Genomic DNA, 18,423 nt, shown 5'->3' with positions numbered 1-18,423 from the left:
CGACAGCCGTCCGCTAGAACCAGCGGATCGACTCATGTTCCATATCCAGCTGATAGCGGTGCCGGCGCAGGAAATCCATGCCGAGCAAACCGTCGTGCATCCCCGCGCTGCCGCTGTAGGAGATCAATTCGACCTCCATCGGGGCGTGGACATGGGGACCCACCACCACGGCGTCGACCCTGACGATCTTTGAGCGGACGACCCTGCCGTCTGCCAACTCGGCCTGGGCGTTGCCGGCAGAGCGTAAATCAATCGGCAGCCTGCTGGCAACACTTTCGTGCAGAGCCGTCCTGGTGGCGCCGGTATCGAGCACCAGTTCCAACCGTACCGCCTGCCCCCCGTGCCTTATGGTAACAGGGACCAGCACCTGGTTGTCGACCACGCGTACCTTGGTGACGACCTCTCCGTTGGGTGGCGGAGTGAGCGCCCCTGCCGTCCTCTCCTCGCGCGATGAAAGCTGCGCCTCCCTTCGCTCCCCCTCCCACTCCTGCGACGGGGCCACTTCGCCGGCCTGTGCCTCTCCCCTGTCCTCTCCTTCTACAGCCGCACGCTGCGCCGGCGCGAGCGCAACCTGTTCCGGCGCGGCATAGGGCCAGAGCAGGAAAAACATAACGGCTGCCACCGCGACGAGCCCCGCGAACCCGGCGGCTGTTTTTGCGGGGGAGGCGCATCTCCGCTCCCGGGCCTCGTGCTGTGTCGAGAGCTCCAGGGCGTAACCGGAAATCTTCCTTCTGATCATGGCGTCGGGACAGGCTGCCGCCAGTTCGGCGAGCGCGGCGCCTGCATCGCGGTCCCCCGCCTTGATCAGCGGAATCGCGATCGAACTTACCAGGTCCAGTACCGCATCCTGCAGAGCGCGGTATTCCTGCCTCCCCTCGGCCTGTGCCAGCGCCGGGAACACGACACGTTCCACGTCGGTGAGCGCCGCGAGCAGCAACTCCTGCCGGGTGGAGCCCTCCGTGATCTCCCGCAGCTCCAGCGCGACCCTTTCCTTTATTCCCCCGCAGAGATGCTCGAGATCCATAGCGACCACCCACGGCAGACCAGGTCTGCGACGCACAGCGAACGTTCGACGACAGGAAATTCTAGCGCACTATGAGGAGCGCGTCTGCGCCAGGTGCGTGCGAGGTAAAAATATCCGACAACTCTCCCGCCGCGGGGGTCAGGGCCCTTCTTGTTCCGCCTCAGGCACCGCCACCCCGGGGCCGTCCATCGTGGCGGCAAGCCGTAGCACGTAGAGCAGGATAATGCAGGCGGCGCTCCAGGTGACCAGAAGGATGCCGCACCAGATGCCCGTCAGCCCCCACCCAAGCACGTCGGCCAGGAGGTAGAAGACCGGAATGGGAATCACGACCTGCCGCGCCAGGCCGATCACCAGAGGTATGGCCGGCCGTTTAAGCCCCTGCAGCACCGCCACGCTGGTGTAGAGGATGACGTAAGCGGTGAAGACGAACGCCTCTATGTGCAGGTAATGGACCCCGATGTCGATGACGACGGGGTCCTTGCTGAAGAACGACATCAGCGGCCTGGCCGCGAAGAAGACGGCGGCCGTTCCGAAGCTCATCAGGACCATGCCGGCCCGAAGCGACGTGCGGATCGTCTGCACCACGCGCTCGAGCTGCCTCGCCCCGCTGTTTTGCGCCACCAGCGCCAGGGTCGCCACGTTCATCCCCATGACGGGGAGCAGGGCGATCTGCTCGATCCTGGTGCCGATGCCGTAGGCGGCGACCGCGTCGCTGCCGAAGCGGGCGACGAACCTGGTGATGACGAAGATACCGATGGCGACCGTCATCATGTTGAGGCTGGACGGGAACCCCTGCCGCGCGAGCTGGAAGTAGGCGTGCCGGTCCGGAACGAGTTCCCGGAGCCGGAAATGGCGAAGCATCCCCGACTGTCTCACCCGCATCAGCATGTAGCAGTTGCCGAGGGCCTGCACCAGCACGGTTGCCCAGGCGATGCCGGGAAGGCCGAAGGCGGGGAGCCCCATTCCCCCGTACATGAACCAGGGGTCGAAGGCGAGGTTCAGGAAGAAGCCGAGCACCAGGTAGTTGCGGAAACTGCGGCTGTCACCGGTCGAGTTGAGGATGGCGTTCAACACGTAGTTCACCAGGAAGAAGACGCTCCCGGTGAAGATGCACCCCATGTACTGCAAGGCGAGGTCAAGCACCGCGCCCTTGGCGCCGAGGAGGCCGAACAGAAGGGGGGCGCCGGTGAGCCCCAACAGGGTCACCAGCAAACCGTGCACCAGGCCGAAGGAGAGGGTCTGGCCGGCGAGGTGTCGCGCGCCGTCGCGGTCGCCCGCACCCAGCGCATGGCCAATCAGCGCGGTGGCCCCGGTCGAGATGCCGGCGCCGATGGCAATGATCAGGAAAAAGACGGGAAAGGAGAGGGAGAGGGCCGCCAAAGCGTCCGTAGAGATCCTGCCGCCGTAGAACGTGTCCACGACGTTGAACATGGTGTTGAAGAAGTAACCCACACTGGTCGGCAGGGCGATCTTGCGGATCAGGCCGGGTATGGGTTGGTTCAGCAGGTCATGGCCGTGGTTCATGGGCAAGCCTCAAAGGGCAGCAGCAGGTCTGACATGTCGGACCAGTCGGACATGTCAGACGTCGGACTGGTACGGCTGTCGGGCCGTTTGGCTGGTCGCCTGGCGGAAAGCCTTAAGCTTACACGCCCTCCGTGCAAAAAAAAAGAGCGGCACGGCCGCTCTTCTCATTTGTTTCTCTGCCGGACGCCTATTTAGCGTCTGGCCGCCTTGCCGGCCACCTGCACCCTGATCAGGGCGCGCTCAAGCGCGGCCTCGTAGATGCGGAAGTTCTTGTCTTCCGGGGTGAGCGACTTGAGCTCGGTCTCGGCACGCCCAAGGGCTGCCTTGGCACGCTCCAGGTCGATCTCGTCGGCCCTCTCGGCGGTCTCGACCAGCACGGTGACCTGGTCGTTCTCCACTTCGAAGTAGCCCCAGTTGAGCGCCAGGTGGTGCAGCACGCCGTCCTTCTTGTAGGCCAGCTCGCCGATCTTCAGCGAGGTGAGGAAGGGGGCATGGCCCGGAAGGACGCCGAACTCGCCGAGGGCACCGGTTGCGGTGATCTCGTCCACTTCTTCGGACATGACCTTCTTGTACGGCGTTACCAGTTCAACCTTCAGTTTTTCAGCCATATAAACCTCTTGAGGCAAAGGCGGAAGGGAGGGGGACAGGCACCTTGCGGAGCCAGTCCCCTTTTCTCAAACCTTTAGCCGTACCAGATTAATTAAACTGCGAGCTTCTGAGCTTTCTCGATGGCTTCCTCGATGGTGCCGACCATGTAGAAGGCCTGCTCCGGAAGGTCGTCGTGCTTGCCGGCGATGATCTCGCTGAAGCCCTTGATGGTGTCCTTCAGCTCGACGTACTTGCCCGGGGAGCCGGTGAAGGCCTCTGCCACGTGGAACGGCTGGGAGAGGAACTTCTGGATCTTCCTTGCGCGGGCAACGACCAGCTTGTCCTCTTCGGAAAGCTCGTCCATACCGAGGATCGCGATGATGTCCTGGAGATCCTTGTACTTCTGGAGCACGTACTGAACCTGGCGCGCGATGGCGTAGTGCTCGTCGCCGATGACCTGCGGATCGAGGATCCTGGAGGTGGAGTCGAGCGGGTCCACTGCCGGGTAGATGCCGAGCTCGGCGATCTGACGGGAGAGAACGGTGGTCGCGTCCAGGTGGGCGAAGGCGGTTGCCGGAGCCGGGTCGGTCAAGTCGTCGGCCGGAACGTAGATCGCCTGAACCGAGGTGATGGAACCCTTGTTGGTCGAGGTGATGCGCTCCTGCAGCTCGCCCATCTCGGTAGCCAGGGTCGGCTGGTAACCGACGGCGGAAGGGATACGGCCGAGAAGTGCGGAAACCTCGGAACCCGCCTGGGTGAAGCGGAAGATGTTGTCAACGAAGAGGAGCACGTCCTGCCCTTCCTCGTCACGGAAGTACTCTGCGATGGAGAGCGCGGAGAGAGCAACGCGGGCACGCGCCCCCGGAGGCTCGTTCATCTGGCCGTACACGAGAGCGGCCTTGTCGAGAACGCCGGACTCTTTCATTTCCATCCAGAGGTCGTTCCCTTCACGGGTACGCTCGCCGACGCCGGCGAATACCGAGAAGCCGCCGTGCTGCTTGGCGATGTTGTTGATGAGCTCCATGATGAGAACGGTCTTGCCGACGCCTGCGCCGCCGAAGAGGCCGATCTTGCCGCCCCTTGCGTAAGGAGCGAGGAGGTCAACGACCTTGATGCCGGTGGTGAACGCCTCGACCTTGGTCGACTGGTTCACGAAGAGCGGAGCCTCGCGGTGGATGCCGTACTCTTTCTCGTTGCCTACCGGACCCATCTCGTCAACCGGCTCGCCGATGACGTTCAGGATGCGGCCCAGGGTCTTGCGGCCGACCGGCACGGAGATCTGCTTGCCGGTGTCCATGACCTGCTGGCCACGAACCAGACCGTCGGTACCGTCCATAGCGATGGTCCTGACGGCGTTCTCGCCCAGGTGCTGTGCGACTTCCAGAACCAGGTTGAACTCCTGGTCGTCGATCGCGGGGTTGGTTACCCTGAGAGCCTGGTAGATCGGGGGAAGCTTGCCCGGCTCGAATTCGACGTCGATAACTGCGCCGATGACCTGCGATATTTTTCCGAAGTTCTGACTCATGTTTAAACCTCTTCCTTTTGCGGCCGAGAGGGCCACATATTTTTATAAGTGTTAACCCTTGATCGATTCAGCGCCGGAGATGATTTCCATCAGCTCCGTCGTGATGGCAGCCTGGCGCGCCCTGTTGTAGATCAGGGTCAGCTTGGCGATCATCTCTGTGGCGTTCTTGGAAGCCGCATCCATCGCCGTCATCCTGGCGCCGTGCTCGGAGGCGACCGACTCGAGGAGGGCCTTGAAGACCTGGACCTCGATGTGCTTGGGAAGGAGTTCGTCCAAAAGCGCGCCCTTGGACGGCTCGTAGATGTACTCGGTCCCGACTTCGTCCTCCTCGCCGGCCTTCGGTGCGATGGGCAGGAGCTGCTCCAGGGTGATGTCCTGGGTCATGACGCTCTTGAAGGCGTTGTAGATGATGAAGACTTCGTCGTACTCTTCAGCCAGGTACCCCTCGATCAGTTCGCCGGCAACCAGGGCCGCGGTCTGGTAGGAGAGGGTGGAGAAGATGTTGCCGTGATGTTTGCGGACCGTGTGGCGGTTCCTCAGGAACTCGTAACCCTTGCGGCCGATGGTCATCAGGGTCATTTCCGAGAAGTCGCCCTTGCGCTCCTTGAGGAAGCGGTCGGCGGCCTTGGAGAGGTTGGCGTTGAAGCCGCCGCACAGGCCGCGGTCCGAGGTCACCACCACCAGAAGGGCGCGACCACCGTCGCGCTTCACCATGAGCGGATTGGCATCCGACTCCTGGGTCTTGGCAAGCCGCTCAAGCACCTCCGCGAGCTTCCCCGCGTAGGGGCGCGCAGCGACCACGTTCTCCTGGGCGCGACGCAGCTTGGCGGCAGAGACCATCTTCATGGCCTTGGTGATCTGCCGGGTATTTTTTACGGATACGATCCGTTTCTTGATGCTCTTAAGGTTTGCCATTCGCTAAGTCCGTCCTTGGTTTAGGCAGTAAATTCCTTCTTGAACTCTTCCAGACCGGCGATGATCTCGCCCTTCATGGTGTCGTCGATCGCTTTCTTGTCGCGGAGTTCCCCAAGGAGGGCAGCCTTCCTGGAGTCGAAGAAAGCGTAGAGTTCCTGCTCGTAACGGCCCAGGGACCCGATCGGGTAGTCATCGACGAAGCCGTTGTTGGCGGCGAAGATGATGAGGACCTGCTTCTCGTTCGGGATCGGACGGTACTGCGGCTGCTTCAGGATCTCGACCAGGCGTGCGCCACGGGCGAGCTGCATCTGGGTAGCCTTGTCCAGGTCGGAGCCGAACTGGGCGAACGCTGCCATCTCGCGGTACTGAGCGAGCGCCAGACGGAGGGTACCGGCAACCTGCTTCATCGCCTTAACCTGTGCCGAACCGCCGACGCGGGAAACGGAGAGGCCGACGTTGATGGCCGGGCGTACGCCGGAGTAGAACAGGTCGCTCTCCAGGTAGATCTGGCCGTCGGTGATGGAGATGACGTTGGTCGGGATGTAGGCCGAAACGTCGCCTGCCTGGGTCTCGATGACCGGCAGAGCGGTCAGGGAGCCTGCGCCGCACTCGTCGGATACCTTGCACGCACGCTCGAGGAGACGGCTGTGGAGGTAGAAGACGTCGCCCGGGTAAGCTTCACGCCCCGGCGGACGGCGAAGCAGCAGGGAAAGCTGACGGTATGCGACGGCCTGCTTGGAGAGGTCATCGTAGATGATCAGCGCGTGCTTGCCTGCGTCGCGGAAGAACTCGCCCATGGTGACACCGGTGTACGGTGCGATGAACTGCAGCGGTGCCGGCTCGGAAGCGGTAGCGGCAACGACGATGGTGTAGTCCATGGCGCCGTGCTCTTTCAGCTTGGCAACAACCTGGGCGACCGTGGAACGCTTCTGGCCGATTGCGACGTAGATGCAGACGACGTCGCCGCCCTTCTGGTTGATGATGGTGTCGATCGCGACGGCGGTCTTGCCGGTCTGGCGGTCGCCGATGATCAGCTCGCGCTGGCCGCGCCCGATCGGAACCATGGAGTCGATCGCCTTGAGGCCGGTCTGCATCGGCTGATGAACAGACTTACGCTTGACGATACCGGGGGCCTTCACTTCGACCTTGCCGAAGGTGGAGGTGTTGATCGGGCCGAGGCCGTCGATCGGGTTACCGATCGCGTCGACCACGCGGCCGACGAGAGCCTGGCCTACCGGGACCTCGACGATCCTGCCGGTACGCTTGACCGCGTCGCCTTCCTTGATCTCGGAGAACTCGCCGAGGATCGCTGCACCGACGTTGTCTTCCTCAAGGTTGAGAACCATGCCGGTGATGCCGTGCGGGAACTCGAGGAGCTCGCCTGCCATCGCCTTGTCAAGACCGTGGATACGGGCAATACCGTCACCGATGGAGATGATGGTGCCGGTTTCGGCTACCGCCACTTCCTTGCCGTACTCCTTGATCTGCTTCCTGATAATCTCGCTGATTTCTTCCGCTTTGATTTCCATAGAACCGTCTCACCCCTTCTGTAATATATCCTGAATGTTAGCTAACTGAGTCCTTACCGAGCCGTCGAATACCTTGTCGCCGATCTGCGTTACCACACCGCCGATGAGCGACGGATCAACCACAACCTTCAGTTCAACCTTTTTCCCGGTCGACTTGGCCAGGGCCGATTTGATCTCCTCGACCTGGGCCGCGTCCAGCGGCAGCCCGGAGGAGAGCGTCGGCCTGATCACGCCGGAGAGCTCGTCGGCGAAGATGCCGTAGTTCTCCGCGATCTGCGGCAGCACCGAAAGGCGGCCGCGCTCGAGGAGGAGCATCATCAGGTTGGAGATCATCGGGGAGATGGAGAGCTTCGCCACCAGGTCCTTCAGGATCTCTTTCTTCTCTTCGATGCCATAGGCAGGGTTGGCGAAGACCGCCGAAAGCTCGCGGCTGTCGGTCAGGACAGTGCTGAAGCGGGACAGTTCACCGTTGAACCCTTCCACGCTCCCCGCTTCCGAGCCAATCTGCACGAGTGCCTTGGCGTAACGTTTGGCAATAGCGTTAGTACTCAATGTAGAGTCACCACCTTGGAGATATAGTCGCCCACCAGCTTGTCCTGGTCGCCTTTTGCAATGTTCTGCTTGATCTTCTGCTCGGCCAGCTCGACCGCGAGGCGTGCAGCCTCGGCGCGGAGCTCGTCTTTCGCCTTGAGGACTTCCTGGGTCGCTGCTGCCTCGGCCTGGGCCTTGATGCGGGCGGCGGCTTCTTTGGCCTCGGCGATGATGCGCTCCTTCTCGAGCTCACCCTCGCGCTTCATGTTGGCGGAAATCACCTCGATCTCCTGGTTGGCCTGGTCAAGGCGCTGGGAGTACTCGGCAAACTTCTTCTCGGCGGCTTCCTTGGCGGCGACCGCTTCCTGCAGGGTCTTCTCGATGCCGGCGCGACGAGCGGCCAGGGTGCCTTTCACGTCGGCCTTCTTGAGAGCCCAGACAGCGATGGCGACCAGGGCGGCGAAGTCGATGCAGCGCCACATGAAGTCCTTCATCTGTGCGGCCTGGTGGCCCCCTTCGTGTGCGGCGCCTGCGTGCTCGGCGGCCTCCTCGGCGAAACCGAGGGAAGCCAGGGCGATGATCGCGCCGACCGTGAGCAGGGAAACGATGAGCTTCTTGTTCATATGCATGCTAGAGACTCCTCCCGAGAACTTTTTCGCAGATTTCGGAGGACAGGGTCTCGGCGCTTGCGGTCAGCATGCGGCGTGCCTCTTCGGCCTCCTGGGCCACCTTGGCCTTGATGGCGGAAAGGGACTCGGTAGCTTCGGCACGCGCCTTGTCGAGGATGGCGGCCTCCTGCTGCTGGGCCTCCTTCTTCAGGGCACCACGCTCGTCGGCAGCACCGGCGCGAATCTCGCGCATGCGTGCCTCGTAGCTGGCCAGCTTCTCCTGCACTTCCCTGTCGACTTCGGCGCTCTTCTGCTTCGCCCCGTTGACCTGGGCGGCGCGGTCGGCGAGCTGCTTCCTGATCGGCTTGTAGAGGAAGACGTTCAGGAGCAGTACCAGCACCAGGAAGTTCACCAGCTGGAATACAAATGCGATGTCTAAATTGATCACCAAACCACCTCTATTCGAACATTTTTAAAGGCGTATACGCCTTCAGACTGTGCATGGCTCCGCGCAAAACAGGTGATTGCTATCACATAAATGCTTTTTGTGTCAAGCGATTTATCCTTTTGCGTGAAGAATTGTATACACTTGGACAGTGCCCAACATCAGTGATTTGCGCCCCGAAAGCTGTGCCAGTCGGGGTGCCGCGGGACTGTCTCAGCACCGCGAAGCGAGAGTTAACGCGGGTTTTGTAGACAGCATCGTGTATGACATTTGGAACGATGTTTCAGGCGTTGAGGAAAAAGGCGGGTTTTCTGTAGGGGCGAATAATCATTCGCCCCCCCCAATCGCGCCGGTGCTGCTCTTGCTAGTGATGGGGCCGGGGCACCGGCGGCCGGGCGAATAATTATTCGCCCCTACAGCGCGCCCGGGTGGAGGGAGCTCTGCCCTCCGATCGTGCACTCTCCCCTCCCCTCGCGGGATGGGAGCGAGGCGGTGTCTACAGGTTCAAAAGCTCCACGATGCGGGTCAGCTCCTTCATGTCGGCGAAGCTGATCTCCAGCTTGCCGCCGCGCCCGGCGCGCTTCAGCGCGACCTTGGCGGCGAAGTGGCGCTGCATACGCTCCAAGAGGTCCTTCTGGTCCGGGTCGAGGGACGGCTTCGCCGCTTTCTTGGGCGGCCCCGCCTTCCTGCGCTTCACCAGCGCCTCGGTCTCGCGCACCGAGAGGTGCCCCTTGACGATCTCGTCGCGCACAGCCTTCTGCTCCTCGACGTCCTCGAGGGTCAGGAGCGCCCGGGCGTGCCCCATGGAGATGCGGTCCTCGGCCACGTCACGCTTGATCTCGGCCGGAAGGCGCAACAGGCGCAGGGCGTTGGCGATGGTGGAGCGCTCCTTGCCCACGCGCTTCGCCAGTTCCTCCTGGGACAGGGAGAACCGCTCCAAAAGGGCGTGGTAAGCCTCGGCCTCCTCCACCGCGTTCAGGTCCTCGCGCTGGATGTTCTCGATGAGTGCCATCTCCAGGGCGGTCTCCTCGGAGACGTCCTGGATGACGACCGGTACTTCCCTGAGGCCCGCCTTCTGGGCGGCGCGCCAGCGCCGCTCACCCGCGATCAGCTCGTAGTGCCCGGCCTTCTTGACCACCACCAGGGGCTGGATGATCCCCTTTTCGCGGATGGACGCAGCCAGCTCCTCCAGCTTCTCGTTGACGAAGGTCTTTCTGGGCTGTTCCTTGTTGGGCTTTATGTCTTCGATGGGGCAGGAGAAGTATTTCTTGCCGTGATCCTCCACGACCGGGAGCAGAGCCCCCATCCCTTTGCCCAATCCCATTTTCTTAACCATGCGACACCTCGCGCGCGATGATTTCCTTGGCCAGATCCATGTAGCTGGTCGCCCCCTTGGAGGTGATGTCGTACAGGCAGATGGGCTTTCCGTGCGACGGCGCCTCCGAGAGCCTCACGTTCCTCGGGATCACCGTCTCCAGGGTCTCCTTGGGGAAGTGGGCGCGCATCTCCTCGCCGACCTGGCGCGACAGGTTGTTCCTGGCGTCGAACATGGTGAGCAGGATCCCCTCGATGGAGAGCGACTTGTTCAGCCCCTGCTGGATCAGGTTGATGGTTTTGAGTATCTGCGAAAGCCCTTCCATGGCGTAGAACTCGCACTGCAGCGGGATCAGCACCGAGTGCGCCGCGGTCATCGCGTTGATGGTGAGGAGGTTCAGCGAGGGAGGGCAGTCGATAAAGATGTAGTCGTAGGAGTCAGACAGCGAATCGAGGATCCGCTTCAGCTTCCGCTCGCGGTCGGTGACGCTCACAAGCTCCAGTTCGGCGCCGGCGAGGTCGGAGGTTGCCGGCAAGAGGTGCAGGTAGGGGAGTTCCGTCTTGAGCACGATACGCGACGCCGGCGCGTCGTCGATGAGGGCGTCGTAGATGCTCTCCTCGAGGACGTCCTTGTCCGCGCCCACGCCGCTACCGGCGTTCCCCTGCGGATCCATGTCCACGAGGAGCACGCGGCGTTCGGCGACGGCCAGCGAGGCCGAGAGGTTCACGGCCGTCGTGGTCTTGCCCACCCCACCCTTTTGATTCGCCACACAGATGATCTTAGCCATAGTTTCTTCTCGATTTGTGAATGATCCGAGTGTTACCGAAAATGCAAAGCAGGGAAAATTACCATACTGCCGGAGCTATGAAAAGTGTTTTCTCGGAGAAGGCCCCAATGCGTTCCTTGACTTAGGTCAAGGCGCCTTGACTGGCCAAGGTTTAAGCTGACGGCGCTTGATCAGCTGGTAACCCGATAACGTGGAAGGAGTCTCCGCATGAAGAAAACGCTTTTGGTCCTGTCGCTGCTGCTTGTCGCCCCCGCCGCCTATGGCTTCGAGTGCAACGTCTGTCATAGCAAAAACCCCGCGATGGTGAAGATGCACAAGGCGCTGAAAGGAAGGAACTGCTTCGACTGCCACAAGATGGGCGAGAAGCTGATGGGCAAGGGCATTCCCAAAGACAAGGCCGCACAGATCAAGCGGCGCGAGACCGAAGAGATCTGCTTCGAGTGCCACAAGAAATAGAACCTGTTGCGGACGCCGCCGGGGCACCTCGTCCCCGGCTGGCACGTCAACGCACTTTGCACCGCCCTCACCCTCCCCTCTCCCCAGAGGGAGAGGGTTTTTTCTTTGCGGTCCCTTCCCGTCCGAAAGAGGCTTTTGCCGACAGTTCGTCCGTTTGACCTTGTCCCCCCTCCCCTTGCGGGAGGGGATTAGGGGGTGGGGGAAGGTGCCATCGCCTCCCATTCCTTGCGGCTCCCCCCCTCGCCCACCGTAGGGCTTCGGCCCGCAGGCGGGAGAGAGCCGGGGTGGGGGCTTTTTCTAAGTCTCCGATTACCTTGCACCTTCTGCCTCCTCCGCTATACTTTGGGCTTCAGTGCTATGAATTCCAGGAGGATGCATGACCCGCCCCGCAGATTTCTCCATCCGCACCAAGTTCTTCGGCCTGATGTCCCTGCTTCTGATCGCCCTCCTGCTCGCTTCGGGCATCTTTCTTTACCAGCGCCAGAAAGACTTCGTGCTCCGCTTCGCGGTGGACAACGCCCGCAGCTTCGCAACCCAGCTCATCGAGACCCGCGAGTATATGTCGTCCGCGGTGAAGAACGAGCCGGAAACGAACTACAGCCTCGTTCCGCAGGTGGTGGCGACCCAGGTCGCCAAAAGAGTGACCCAGAACAGCAAGTTCTACGTGCGCCAGGTGTCGCTGCGCTACCGCAATCCCGAAAACCGCCCGGACGCCTACGAGACTGCACAACTGCAGAAGTTCCTCACCAACCCCACATCGGAAAGCTACGACATCGTGCAAAGCGGCGATACCAGCTTCTTCCGCTACCTGCAGCCGATGCGGGCCACCCCCTCCTGCCTGGGATGCCACGGCAGCTACCAGAGCGCCCCCGATTTTGTCAAAAAGCGCTTCCCCCCCGGCCACTTTTCCTACAACTACCGGGTGGGCGAGGTGATCGGCGCGGTGTCGGTGAGTATCCCGGTCAAGGATCTCTACGCCCAACTGGGGGCGAACTTCAAACTCGACCTGCTGGCCCGCGCGCTGGTGTATCTCATCGTCACCGTGGTCATGGGGGTCATCATGAACCGGCAGATCATCCGCCCGGTGAAGGTCCTCTCGGACCGGATCATCGATGTCACAAGGACCGGCGACTTTCACGAAAAGCTTCCCCAGAAAAGCCGCGACGAGATCGGGATGCTCATCGCCGCCTTCAACGACATGATGGAGGAGCTCTCCCACCGCACGGTCCAGTCACGCGAGGCGGACGAGCGCTACCGCCGCTTCATCGAGGTGGCCGCCTCCGCGGTGGTGACCTTTTTGAAGGACGGGAAGATTGTGATCGTCAACGAGAAGGCGGAAGCGCTCTTCGGCAGGAACAGGCAGCAGTTGCTGGGTGAATCCATCTTTGACTTCTTGGAGAACGGCGGCCTGCGGGAGCGGATAGAGCGGCCGGGGGAATTCAAGGAGGAAACCACGCGGCAAACCGTGCGCGGGGCCAGCGGGAGGGCAACTGTCGTGGAGATGGTGGTCTCGGCCTCGAAGGCGGACCGCGAGCCTCTCTTTACCGCCATCCTCAGGCAGCGAAACGGCGGCTGACGCGCCAAGTCCAGAGAAACTTTGCGGTTTGCCAGCGTGTTATGCTAGAGTGTGCCGACAAAATCAAGGAGAGTTAGATTCCATGGCAAAAGCAGGTAAGGAACTTTACGTAGGCAGCCTGTCCTACGATGTCACCGAATACGAGTTGCAGAAGCTGTTCGCGGTGGCCGGCACGGTCACCTCGATGCACCTGATCAGGGACCCCGACACCGGCCAGTTCAAGGGGTGCGGCTACGTCAGGATGTCCACGGAGGCCGAGGCGCGGGATGCCATCGACTCGCTGGACGGTGCCTGGCTCATCGACAAGCACATCACCGTCTCCTACGCGAACCCGCAGAAGATGAAGGCGAGCGGCGGTGGCGCCAAGACCCTCCCCAGGTGGCGCATCGAGGCGGCCGAGAAGAAAGCCGCTGAAAAGAAAGCGGCAGCGGCGGCTCCGGCCGGCAAGCCTGCAGCTAAACCCGCGGGGGCCAAACCGGCAGCGAAACCGGCGGCTAAACCCGTAGACGCCAAGCCCGCAGCCAAGACTGCCGGTGCGAAACCGGCTGGAGCCAGACCCGCCGCTGCGAAAGCAGGGGGATCCAGGGCGGCAGGTGCCGCGAAATCCGCAGGGTCAAAGCCAGCCTCGCGTCCCGGCACACCCAAGCCCGGCAGCAGGACCGGGAAGCGCTAGCCCCCATCACCAAACCTGTAGGGGCGAATAATCATTCGCCCCGTCTTTCCCCCCTCCGCCGCAACACAACCGCCCCATGCCGCCGACACGCCAGGACTCCATGTCCGGTCACCATTGCTAAAGGCGGGCGAATGATTATTCGCCCCTACGGAACCCACCCTTCTCCCTCCCTTAACACAACCCACCTTCCCTTCTAATCAGCAACCGTCTATACTACGCCTCATGATAACCCAGGAGATGATCGAGAACTTCCCCACCTCCCCCGGCGTCTACCTCATGAAGACCTCGGACGGCAGCGTCATCTACGTCGGCAAGGCGCGCAACCTGAGAAACCGCGTCCGGGCCTACGTGGGCGACACCCGCGATTCACGCGTCCACATCCGTTTCATGGTGCAACTGGTCGAGTCCGTCGACTACCTGGTCACCGACACGGAAAAGGAAGCCCTGATCCTCGAGAACACGCTGATCAAGCAGCACCGCCCGAAGTACAACATCAACCTGCGCGACGACAAGACCTACTTCTCGCTGCGCATGGACATGAAAGAAGAATTCCCGCGCCTCTCCCTGGTGCGCAAGATCCCGTCCGACGGCGCGCGCTACTTCGGCCCCTACTCCTCGGCCACCTCAGCCAAGGAGGTACTGAAGCAGCTCTACAAGATGTTCCCGCTGCGTCACTACCCGCTGGCGACCTGCATGGCAAAGAAGCGCCCTTGCCTTTATCACCAGATCAAGCAATGCTCCGCCCCCTGCTGCGGCCTCATCAGCAAGGAGGAGTACGCCGTCCTTGCCGAGGGTGCGGCTCTCTTCCTGGAAGGAAAGAACACCGAGATAGCACGCCTGTACCGCGCCAAGATGAGCCAGGCGTCCCAGGAGATGCGCTACGAGGATGCGGCCCGCTACCGCGACCTGGTGCGCGCCATCGAGGTGACGGTGGAGCGGCAGAAGATGGTGGCGCAGGGCGGGGACAGCGACGTGTTCGGGGTGCATCGCGAGGGGGACCAGATGCAGATCGCCCTGCTGCATATCCGCGGCGGCACGGTGACCGGCGGCCGGACCTTCCTCTTCGGCTGGGAGCTGGAAACCGAGGAGGGGCTGGCCTCGTTCCTGAACGAGTACTACGACCTGGACGCGCCGCTCCCCCCGCAGGTACTGATCCCGTTCCCCATCCCGGAACCGGGCCCGCTCGAGGAGCTCCTGTCGGAGAAGGCGGGCAAGAAGGTGATCATCGCCGCTCCGCAACGCGGCCCCAAGCTGGAGATGGTGAAGCTGGCCCAGAAGAACGCGGAGACAGCGGCACAGGAGCGGCTGGCGAAGGAAAGCTCGTCGGCAACGCTGTTGACCGAGCTTGCCGAGAAGCTGCACCTTGCCCGCACCCCCAGAAGGATCGAGTGCTACGACATCTCCAACATCCAGGGGGAGATGGCGGTCGGGAGCCGGGTGGTCTTCATCGACGGCAAGGCGGACAAGAACCTCTACCGGCGCTACCGCATCAAGGGGGTGCTGCAATCCGACGACTTCGCCATGATGCGCGAGGTGCTGTCGCGCCGGTTCAAGGCCGAGACCACGGAGGAGCAGCCCGACCTGATCGTGGTCGACGGCGGGCTCGGACAGTTGGGGGTCCTGAACGCGGTGCTGGACGAACTGGGTGTTACCGGGGTGGAGGCGGCGGGCCTCGCCAAGAGCCGGACCTTCAGGGACATGGAAAGCGAGGAGATCTCGAAGAGTGACGAGCGGGTGTTCCGGCCCGGGCGCAAGAACCCGATCACGCTCAGGCAGAGTTCGGCGCCGCTATTGCTCCTGGCACGCATCCGTGACGAGGCGCACCGCTTCGCGGTCACCTACCACAAGGCCGTGCGGAGCAAGACCCTGACCGGCTCCAGCCTGGACCAGGTCCCGGGGATCGGAGTGAAGAGGAAGAAGGCGCTGTTGAAGCACTTCGGGAGCTTGCGAGGGGTGCAGGGGGCGACGCTGGAGGAACTCAAGGCGGCGCCGGGGATGACGGAGACCGCGGCGAGGGCGCTGTGGGAACACCTCCACGGCCAAGACCTGTAGGGGCGAATAAACATTCGCCCAGCCACCGGCGCCCAACCACCTTCAGTGGCGAGATGGGCTGAGGTGCCAACTGGGGCGAATGATTATTCGCCCCTACATTGATTTTTTTGCCGCGATCGATAAAAAAGGGGACGCCGGTCATACCGGCGCCCCCTTCTCTTTATCTATGCACCGCCGTCCCGGCGGTTTCTGGCTACTTCCCTTTTTTCAGATCGAACAGGATCAGCTTGGCGATCGCCTTCAGGGTCTCGAAGACCCCTTCGCCGGTGGTGGCGCAGGCTTCGAAATCAGGGACGTTGGTCGGGTTCAGCTCGCGGCGCAGTTCCTCAACGCTGACCACGTTGGGGAGGTCGCGCTTGTTGTACTGGACCACATACGGGATCTTGTCCAGGTCATATCCCTGCTCGATCAAGTTGATGCGCAGGTTCTCGACGCTCTCGATGTTGGCGTCCATGCGCTCTTCCTGGGAGTCCGCCACGAAGACCACGCCGTCCACACCCTTCAGGATCAGCTTCCGGGAGGCGTCGTAAAAGACCTGGCCGGGAACGGTGTACAGGTGGAAACGCGTCTTGAAACCGCGGATCTCGCCCAGGGCCAGGGGGAGGAAGTCGAAGAAAAGGGTGCGCTCGGTCTCGGTCGCGAGGCTGATCATCTTCCCTTTCGCGTCGGCGGCGGTCTTTTGGTAGACGTACTGAAGATTGGTGGTCTTGCCGCAGAGACCCGGGCCGTAGTAGACGATCTTGCAGTTTATTTCGCGGGAAGCGTAGTTGATGAAGGACATCCTACATTACCTCTTATGAATTACTGCACCACAGGGTTTTCCGGGGCGCGCACTGCCACCCCATCCTACCGAAGCATGCCGGTTAGCTGAACAGGTTGTCGATATCGTCGTCGGTGATTTCCGCAAAGGGGAACTCGCTGTCGCCGCTCTTCTCCTTCTCCTCGTTCTTCTGCAGAAGACGGTTGAAGATGGCGGTGAGCTCCTCGGAAGCCTTCTTGACGCGCAGACGAACCAACCCCAGGGAAGAGCGGGTATCGAAGAGCACCACCAGGATCACGCGGCCGGCCACGATGGAAATGTGGAGGTTGTCCTTCTCCCCTTCGTGGAAGAGGATGGAAAACTCCTTCTCGCCGATCAGCTTGGCCAGGCCGCCCGTGGCGGCGATGTTGCCGGCGGTGAGCGAGGCGAGCGACGTGGTGTCGAAACGCTCGGTCTCGCCGCACCCCGTGATCAACTGGCCGTTCTTGTCCACCAGGAAGATCACCTTGGCATTGGCTTCGCGCAGCAACTTGTCGAGCACGACGTTTATCTGTTTGAATTCCTCATCGTACATAATCAACTGAGGATTCGACATGAATGTCTCCTTGGCGGGGTACTTTTGCTGCGAAGCTTATTCTATAGCAGAAGCGTTACGCCATTTCAAGGTAATTGCCTTAGCGATAACCGCTCCTTAGACGCTTGCTATGTCGCGAGCTGCATTCAGAAGAAGCGCGACCTTCTCCGGGTCCCCCGCCTCGCTGTACAGTCTGAGCACCGGCTCCGTCCCCGACGGGCGTATCAAAAGCCAGGATCCGTCCCCGAAGATGAACTTGAAACCGTCGCTGAAATTGTGGCGCGCCACGGCGAATCCGGCGATGCTGGTGATCCCGCCGGCCTGCATCCTTTCCAGGAGGAGCTGCTTCGCCTGCGGGTCGATGGGCAGGTCAATGCGGGAATAGTGGAAGTGCCCGATCTCATCCATGGTCTCCTCGAGAAGCGCCCGCAGCCCTTTCCCGCTCATGGCCATCGCCTCGAGAAGGAGCAGCCCCATCAGGATACCGTCGCGCTCCGGGATGTGCCCCTTTACTCCCAGGCCGCCGGACTCCTCGCCCCCCATCAGGATGTCGTTGTCCAGCATCAGCTCGCAGATGTGCTTGAAGCCGATCTGGGTCTCGAAGAGCTTCAGGCCGTATTTCTGCGCCAGGAGGTCGATCATTTGCGTGGTGGAGACGGTCTTGACCACCGCGCCGCGTACCCCTTTGCGCTCGTAGAGGTGGCGCAACAGCACGGTGAATATGCGGTGCGAGGAGAAGAATTCGCCGGTCTCGTCTACGGCGCCGATCCGGTCGGCATCGCCATCGAGGGCCAATCCCACCTGGAACTTCCCGGCCTCGACCATGGCCGCCAGTTCACCCAGGTGCTCGGCGATGGGCTCGGGGGGATGTCCGCCGAAGGAGGGATTCTCGGCACCATGGATCTCCTCGATCCCGGCGACCAACAGCGGCAACAGCCCGGAGCCGGCACCAAACATCGGATCGACCACCGCCTTGATGCCGGCGGAGCGGATCAGCTCGAGGTCGACGTAGCGCCCCAGTTGGGCCAGGTACGGGGCGGTGGCATCGAAAAGCTCCACCTGTCCCGACTCCAGCGCCTCGGCCAGCGCGAGGGCCTGCACCGGACGTGAGGCCGCCTGGTTCTCGGCCACCATCTTCTCCAGGACCTTGGTCGTGGAGGGGCGCGCGGAACCGCCGAAGGATTCCTTTACCTTGAAGCCGTTGTAACGTGCGGGATTGTGGCTCGCGGTGATCATCACCCCGGCCCCTGCTTTCTTCTCGTGAACCGCCCACGAGACGGCGGGGGTGGGCGCGTAGCCTTCGGAGAGCCAGGTCTTGATGCCGTTGCCCGCCGCTATGGCCGCGACGCGCTCGGCGAATTCCTTGGAGAGAAAGCGGCGGTCGTAACCGATCACCAGTCCCTTTTCCGCAAGCCCCTGTTTATGCAGATAATCCATGGTGGCCTGCGCCACCAGCGACAGGTTTTCAAAGGTGAAGGTGTCGGCGATGACGCCGCGCCACCCGTCTGTGCCGAATTGTATCTGCAAGTCCATTCCTCCAT

The 18,423-nt window shown here is 62.1% G+C and carries 18 protein-coding genes; 4 read left to right on the top strand and 14 right to left on the bottom strand.

Annotation, left to right across the window (positions count from 1 at the left end; translation table 11 throughout):
- Window positions 1-13 precede the first annotated feature (13 nt).
- From KP001_RS17255 to KP001_RS17205, 11 genes are all read right to left on the bottom strand, one after another.
- The gene (locus KP001_RS17255) at window positions 14-1,024 is read right to left on the bottom strand and encodes a retropepsin-like aspartic protease (protein WP_217286804.1); all 1,011 of its coding nucleotides are present in this window, start codon (window positions 1,022-1,024) and stop codon (window positions 14-16) included.
- 138 nt (window positions 1,025-1,162) lie between these two features.
- Window positions 1,163-2,548: an MATE family efflux transporter gene (locus KP001_RS17250; protein WP_217286803.1), complete on the bottom strand. Its 1,386-nt coding sequence runs from the start codon at window positions 2,546-2,548 to the stop codon at window positions 1,163-1,165.
- Window positions 2,549-2,739: 191 nt separating this feature from the next.
- Window positions 2,740-3,156: a F0F1 ATP synthase subunit epsilon gene (locus KP001_RS17245; RefSeq protein ID WP_217286802.1), complete on the bottom strand. Its 417-nt coding sequence runs from the start codon at window positions 3,154-3,156 to the stop codon at window positions 2,740-2,742.
- Window positions 3,157-3,248: 92 nt separating this feature from the next.
- A complete protein-coding gene (gene atpD / locus KP001_RS17240; RefSeq protein WP_216500167.1) occupies window positions 3,249-4,661 on the bottom strand; it encodes a F0F1 ATP synthase subunit beta in 1,413 nt (470 codons plus the stop codon).
- Window positions 4,662-4,712: 51 nt separating this feature from the next.
- On the bottom strand, window positions 4,713-5,576 hold the full coding sequence (gene atpG, locus KP001_RS17235; RefSeq protein WP_217286801.1) for an ATP synthase F1 subunit gamma: 864 nt from the start codon (window positions 5,574-5,576) through the stop codon (window positions 4,713-4,715).
- Window positions 5,577-5,596: 20 nt separating this feature from the next.
- Window positions 5,597-7,105 (bottom strand): F0F1 ATP synthase subunit alpha, encoded by a 1,509-nt coding sequence (atpA, locus tag KP001_RS17230; protein ID WP_217286800.1) that lies wholly within the window; start codon window positions 7,103-7,105, stop codon window positions 5,597-5,599.
- A gap of 9 nt (window positions 7,106-7,114) precedes the next feature.
- On the bottom strand, window positions 7,115-7,657 hold the full coding sequence (gene atpH / locus KP001_RS17225) for an ATP synthase F1 subunit delta (protein WP_216508854.1): 543 nt from the start codon (window positions 7,655-7,657) through the stop codon (window positions 7,115-7,117).
- Complete coding sequence (locus tag KP001_RS17220) at window positions 7,654-8,259, bottom strand: F0F1 ATP synthase subunit B (protein WP_217289641.1); 606 nt, start codon at window positions 8,257-8,259, stop codon at window positions 7,654-7,656. The genes atpH and KP001_RS17220 overlap by 4 nt, the downstream gene beginning before the upstream one ends.
- 7 nt (window positions 8,260-8,266) lie before the next feature.
- Window positions 8,267-8,692, bottom strand: a complete 426-nt coding sequence (locus KP001_RS17215; protein WP_183343915.1) for a F0F1 ATP synthase subunit B family protein — start codon at window positions 8,690-8,692, stop codon at window positions 8,267-8,269.
- 493 nt (window positions 8,693-9,185) lie between these two features.
- Entirely contained in the window at window positions 9,186-10,025 is an 840-nt protein-coding gene (locus KP001_RS17210) for a ParB/RepB/Spo0J family partition protein (RefSeq protein WP_217286799.1), read from the bottom strand.
- Complete coding sequence (locus tag KP001_RS17205) at window positions 10,018-10,791, bottom strand: ParA family protein (protein ID WP_217286798.1); 774 nt, start codon at window positions 10,789-10,791, stop codon at window positions 10,018-10,020. Before KP001_RS17205 ends, KP001_RS17210 begins: the two co-directional genes overlap by 8 nt.
- A gap of 207 nt (window positions 10,792-10,998) precedes the next feature.
- Between KP001_RS17205 and KP001_RS17200 the strand changes: the two genes are divergently transcribed.
- The 4 genes from KP001_RS17200 (at window position 10,999) to uvrC (ending at window position 15,548) form a co-directional block, all read left to right on the top strand.
- Entirely contained in the window at window positions 10,999-11,247 is a 249-nt protein-coding gene (locus KP001_RS17200) for a cytochrome c3 family protein (protein ID WP_199390674.1), read from the top strand.
- Window positions 11,248-11,623: 376 nt separating this feature from the next.
- Window positions 11,624-12,823 (top strand): c-type heme family protein, encoded by a 1,200-nt coding sequence (locus KP001_RS17195; protein WP_217286797.1) that lies wholly within the window; start codon window positions 11,624-11,626, stop codon window positions 12,821-12,823.
- Window positions 12,824-12,905: 82 nt separating this feature from the next.
- A complete protein-coding gene (locus KP001_RS17190; protein WP_217286796.1) occupies window positions 12,906-13,496 on the top strand; it encodes an RNA recognition motif domain-containing protein in 591 nt (196 codons plus the stop codon).
- 222 nt (window positions 13,497-13,718) lie between these two features.
- Entirely contained in the window at window positions 13,719-15,548 is a 1,830-nt protein-coding gene (gene uvrC / locus KP001_RS17185; RefSeq protein WP_217286795.1) for an excinuclease ABC subunit UvrC, read from the top strand.
- Between the two features lie 193 nt (window positions 15,549-15,741).
- Here uvrC and KP001_RS17180 read toward each other — a convergent pair whose 3' ends face one another.
- From KP001_RS17180 to KP001_RS17170, 3 genes are all read right to left on the bottom strand, one after another.
- A complete protein-coding gene (locus KP001_RS17180; protein ID WP_199390678.1) occupies window positions 15,742-16,329 on the bottom strand; it encodes a GTP-binding protein in 588 nt (195 codons plus the stop codon).
- Between the two features lie 82 nt (window positions 16,330-16,411).
- The gene (locus KP001_RS17175) at window positions 16,412-16,903 is read right to left on the bottom strand and encodes a roadblock/LC7 domain-containing protein (protein WP_217286794.1); all 492 of its coding nucleotides are present in this window, start codon (window positions 16,901-16,903) and stop codon (window positions 16,412-16,414) included.
- A 96-nt stretch (window positions 16,904-16,999) separates the two neighbouring features.
- On the bottom strand, window positions 17,000-18,409 hold the full coding sequence (locus KP001_RS17170) for a phosphoglucomutase/phosphomannomutase family protein (protein ID WP_217286793.1): 1,410 nt from the start codon (window positions 18,407-18,409) through the stop codon (window positions 17,000-17,002).
- Window positions 18,410-18,423 lie beyond the last annotated feature (14 nt).

Source organism: Geomonas subterranea (assembly GCF_019063845.1).
GTDB lineage: Bacteria > Desulfobacterota > Desulfuromonadia > Geobacterales > Geobacteraceae > Geomonas > Geomonas subterranea.
Note: the sequence above shows the minus strand (reverse complement) of the source record. Positions and strands in the feature narration are given on the sequence as shown.

Excerpts from the sequence above, each read along its gene's own strand:
- KP001_RS17255 (WP_217286804.1), bottom strand. The coding sequence starts at position 1,024 with ATGGATCTCGAGCATCTCTGCGGGGGAATAAAGGAAAGGGTCGCGCTG.
- KP001_RS17250 (WP_217286803.1), bottom strand. The coding sequence starts at position 2,548 with ATGAACCACGGCCATGACCTGCTGAACCAACCCATACCCGGCCTGATC.
- KP001_RS17245 (WP_217286802.1), bottom strand. The coding sequence starts at position 3,156 with ATGGCTGAAAAACTGAAGGTTGAACTGGTAACGCCGTACAAGAAGGTC.
- atpD (WP_216500167.1), bottom strand. The coding sequence starts at position 4,661 with ATGAGTCAGAACTTCGGAAAAATATCGCAGGTCATCGGCGCAGTTATC.
- atpG (WP_217286801.1), bottom strand. The coding sequence starts at position 5,576 with ATGGCAAACCTTAAGAGCATCAAGAAACGGATCGTATCCGTAAAAAAT.
- atpA (WP_217286800.1), bottom strand. The coding sequence starts at position 7,105 with ATGGAAATCAAAGCGGAAGAAATCAGCGAGATTATCAGGAAGCAGATC.
- KP001_RS17220 (WP_217289641.1), bottom strand. The coding sequence starts at position 8,259 with ATGAACAAGAAGCTCATCGTTTCCCTGCTCACGGTCGGCGCGATCATC.
- KP001_RS17210 (WP_217286799.1), bottom strand. The coding sequence starts at position 10,025 with ATGGTTAAGAAAATGGGATTGGGCAAAGGGATGGGGGCTCTGCTCCCG.
- KP001_RS17205 (WP_217286798.1), bottom strand. The coding sequence starts at position 10,791 with ATGGCTAAGATCATCTGTGTGGCGAATCAAAAGGGTGGGGTGGGCAAG.
- KP001_RS17200 (WP_199390674.1), top strand. The coding sequence starts at position 10,999 with ATGAAGAAAACGCTTTTGGTCCTGTCGCTGCTGCTTGTCGCCCCCGCC.
- KP001_RS17195 (WP_217286797.1), top strand. The coding sequence starts at position 11,624 with ATGACCCGCCCCGCAGATTTCTCCATCCGCACCAAGTTCTTCGGCCTG.
- KP001_RS17190 (WP_217286796.1), top strand. The coding sequence starts at position 12,906 with ATGGCAAAAGCAGGTAAGGAACTTTACGTAGGCAGCCTGTCCTACGAT.
- uvrC (WP_217286795.1), top strand. The coding sequence starts at position 13,719 with ATGATAACCCAGGAGATGATCGAGAACTTCCCCACCTCCCCCGGCGTC.
- KP001_RS17180 (WP_199390678.1), bottom strand. The coding sequence starts at position 16,329 with ATGTCCTTCATCAACTACGCTTCCCGCGAAATAAACTGCAAGATCGTC.
- KP001_RS17175 (WP_217286794.1), bottom strand. The coding sequence starts at position 16,903 with ATGTCGAATCCTCAGTTGATTATGTACGATGAGGAATTCAAACAGATA.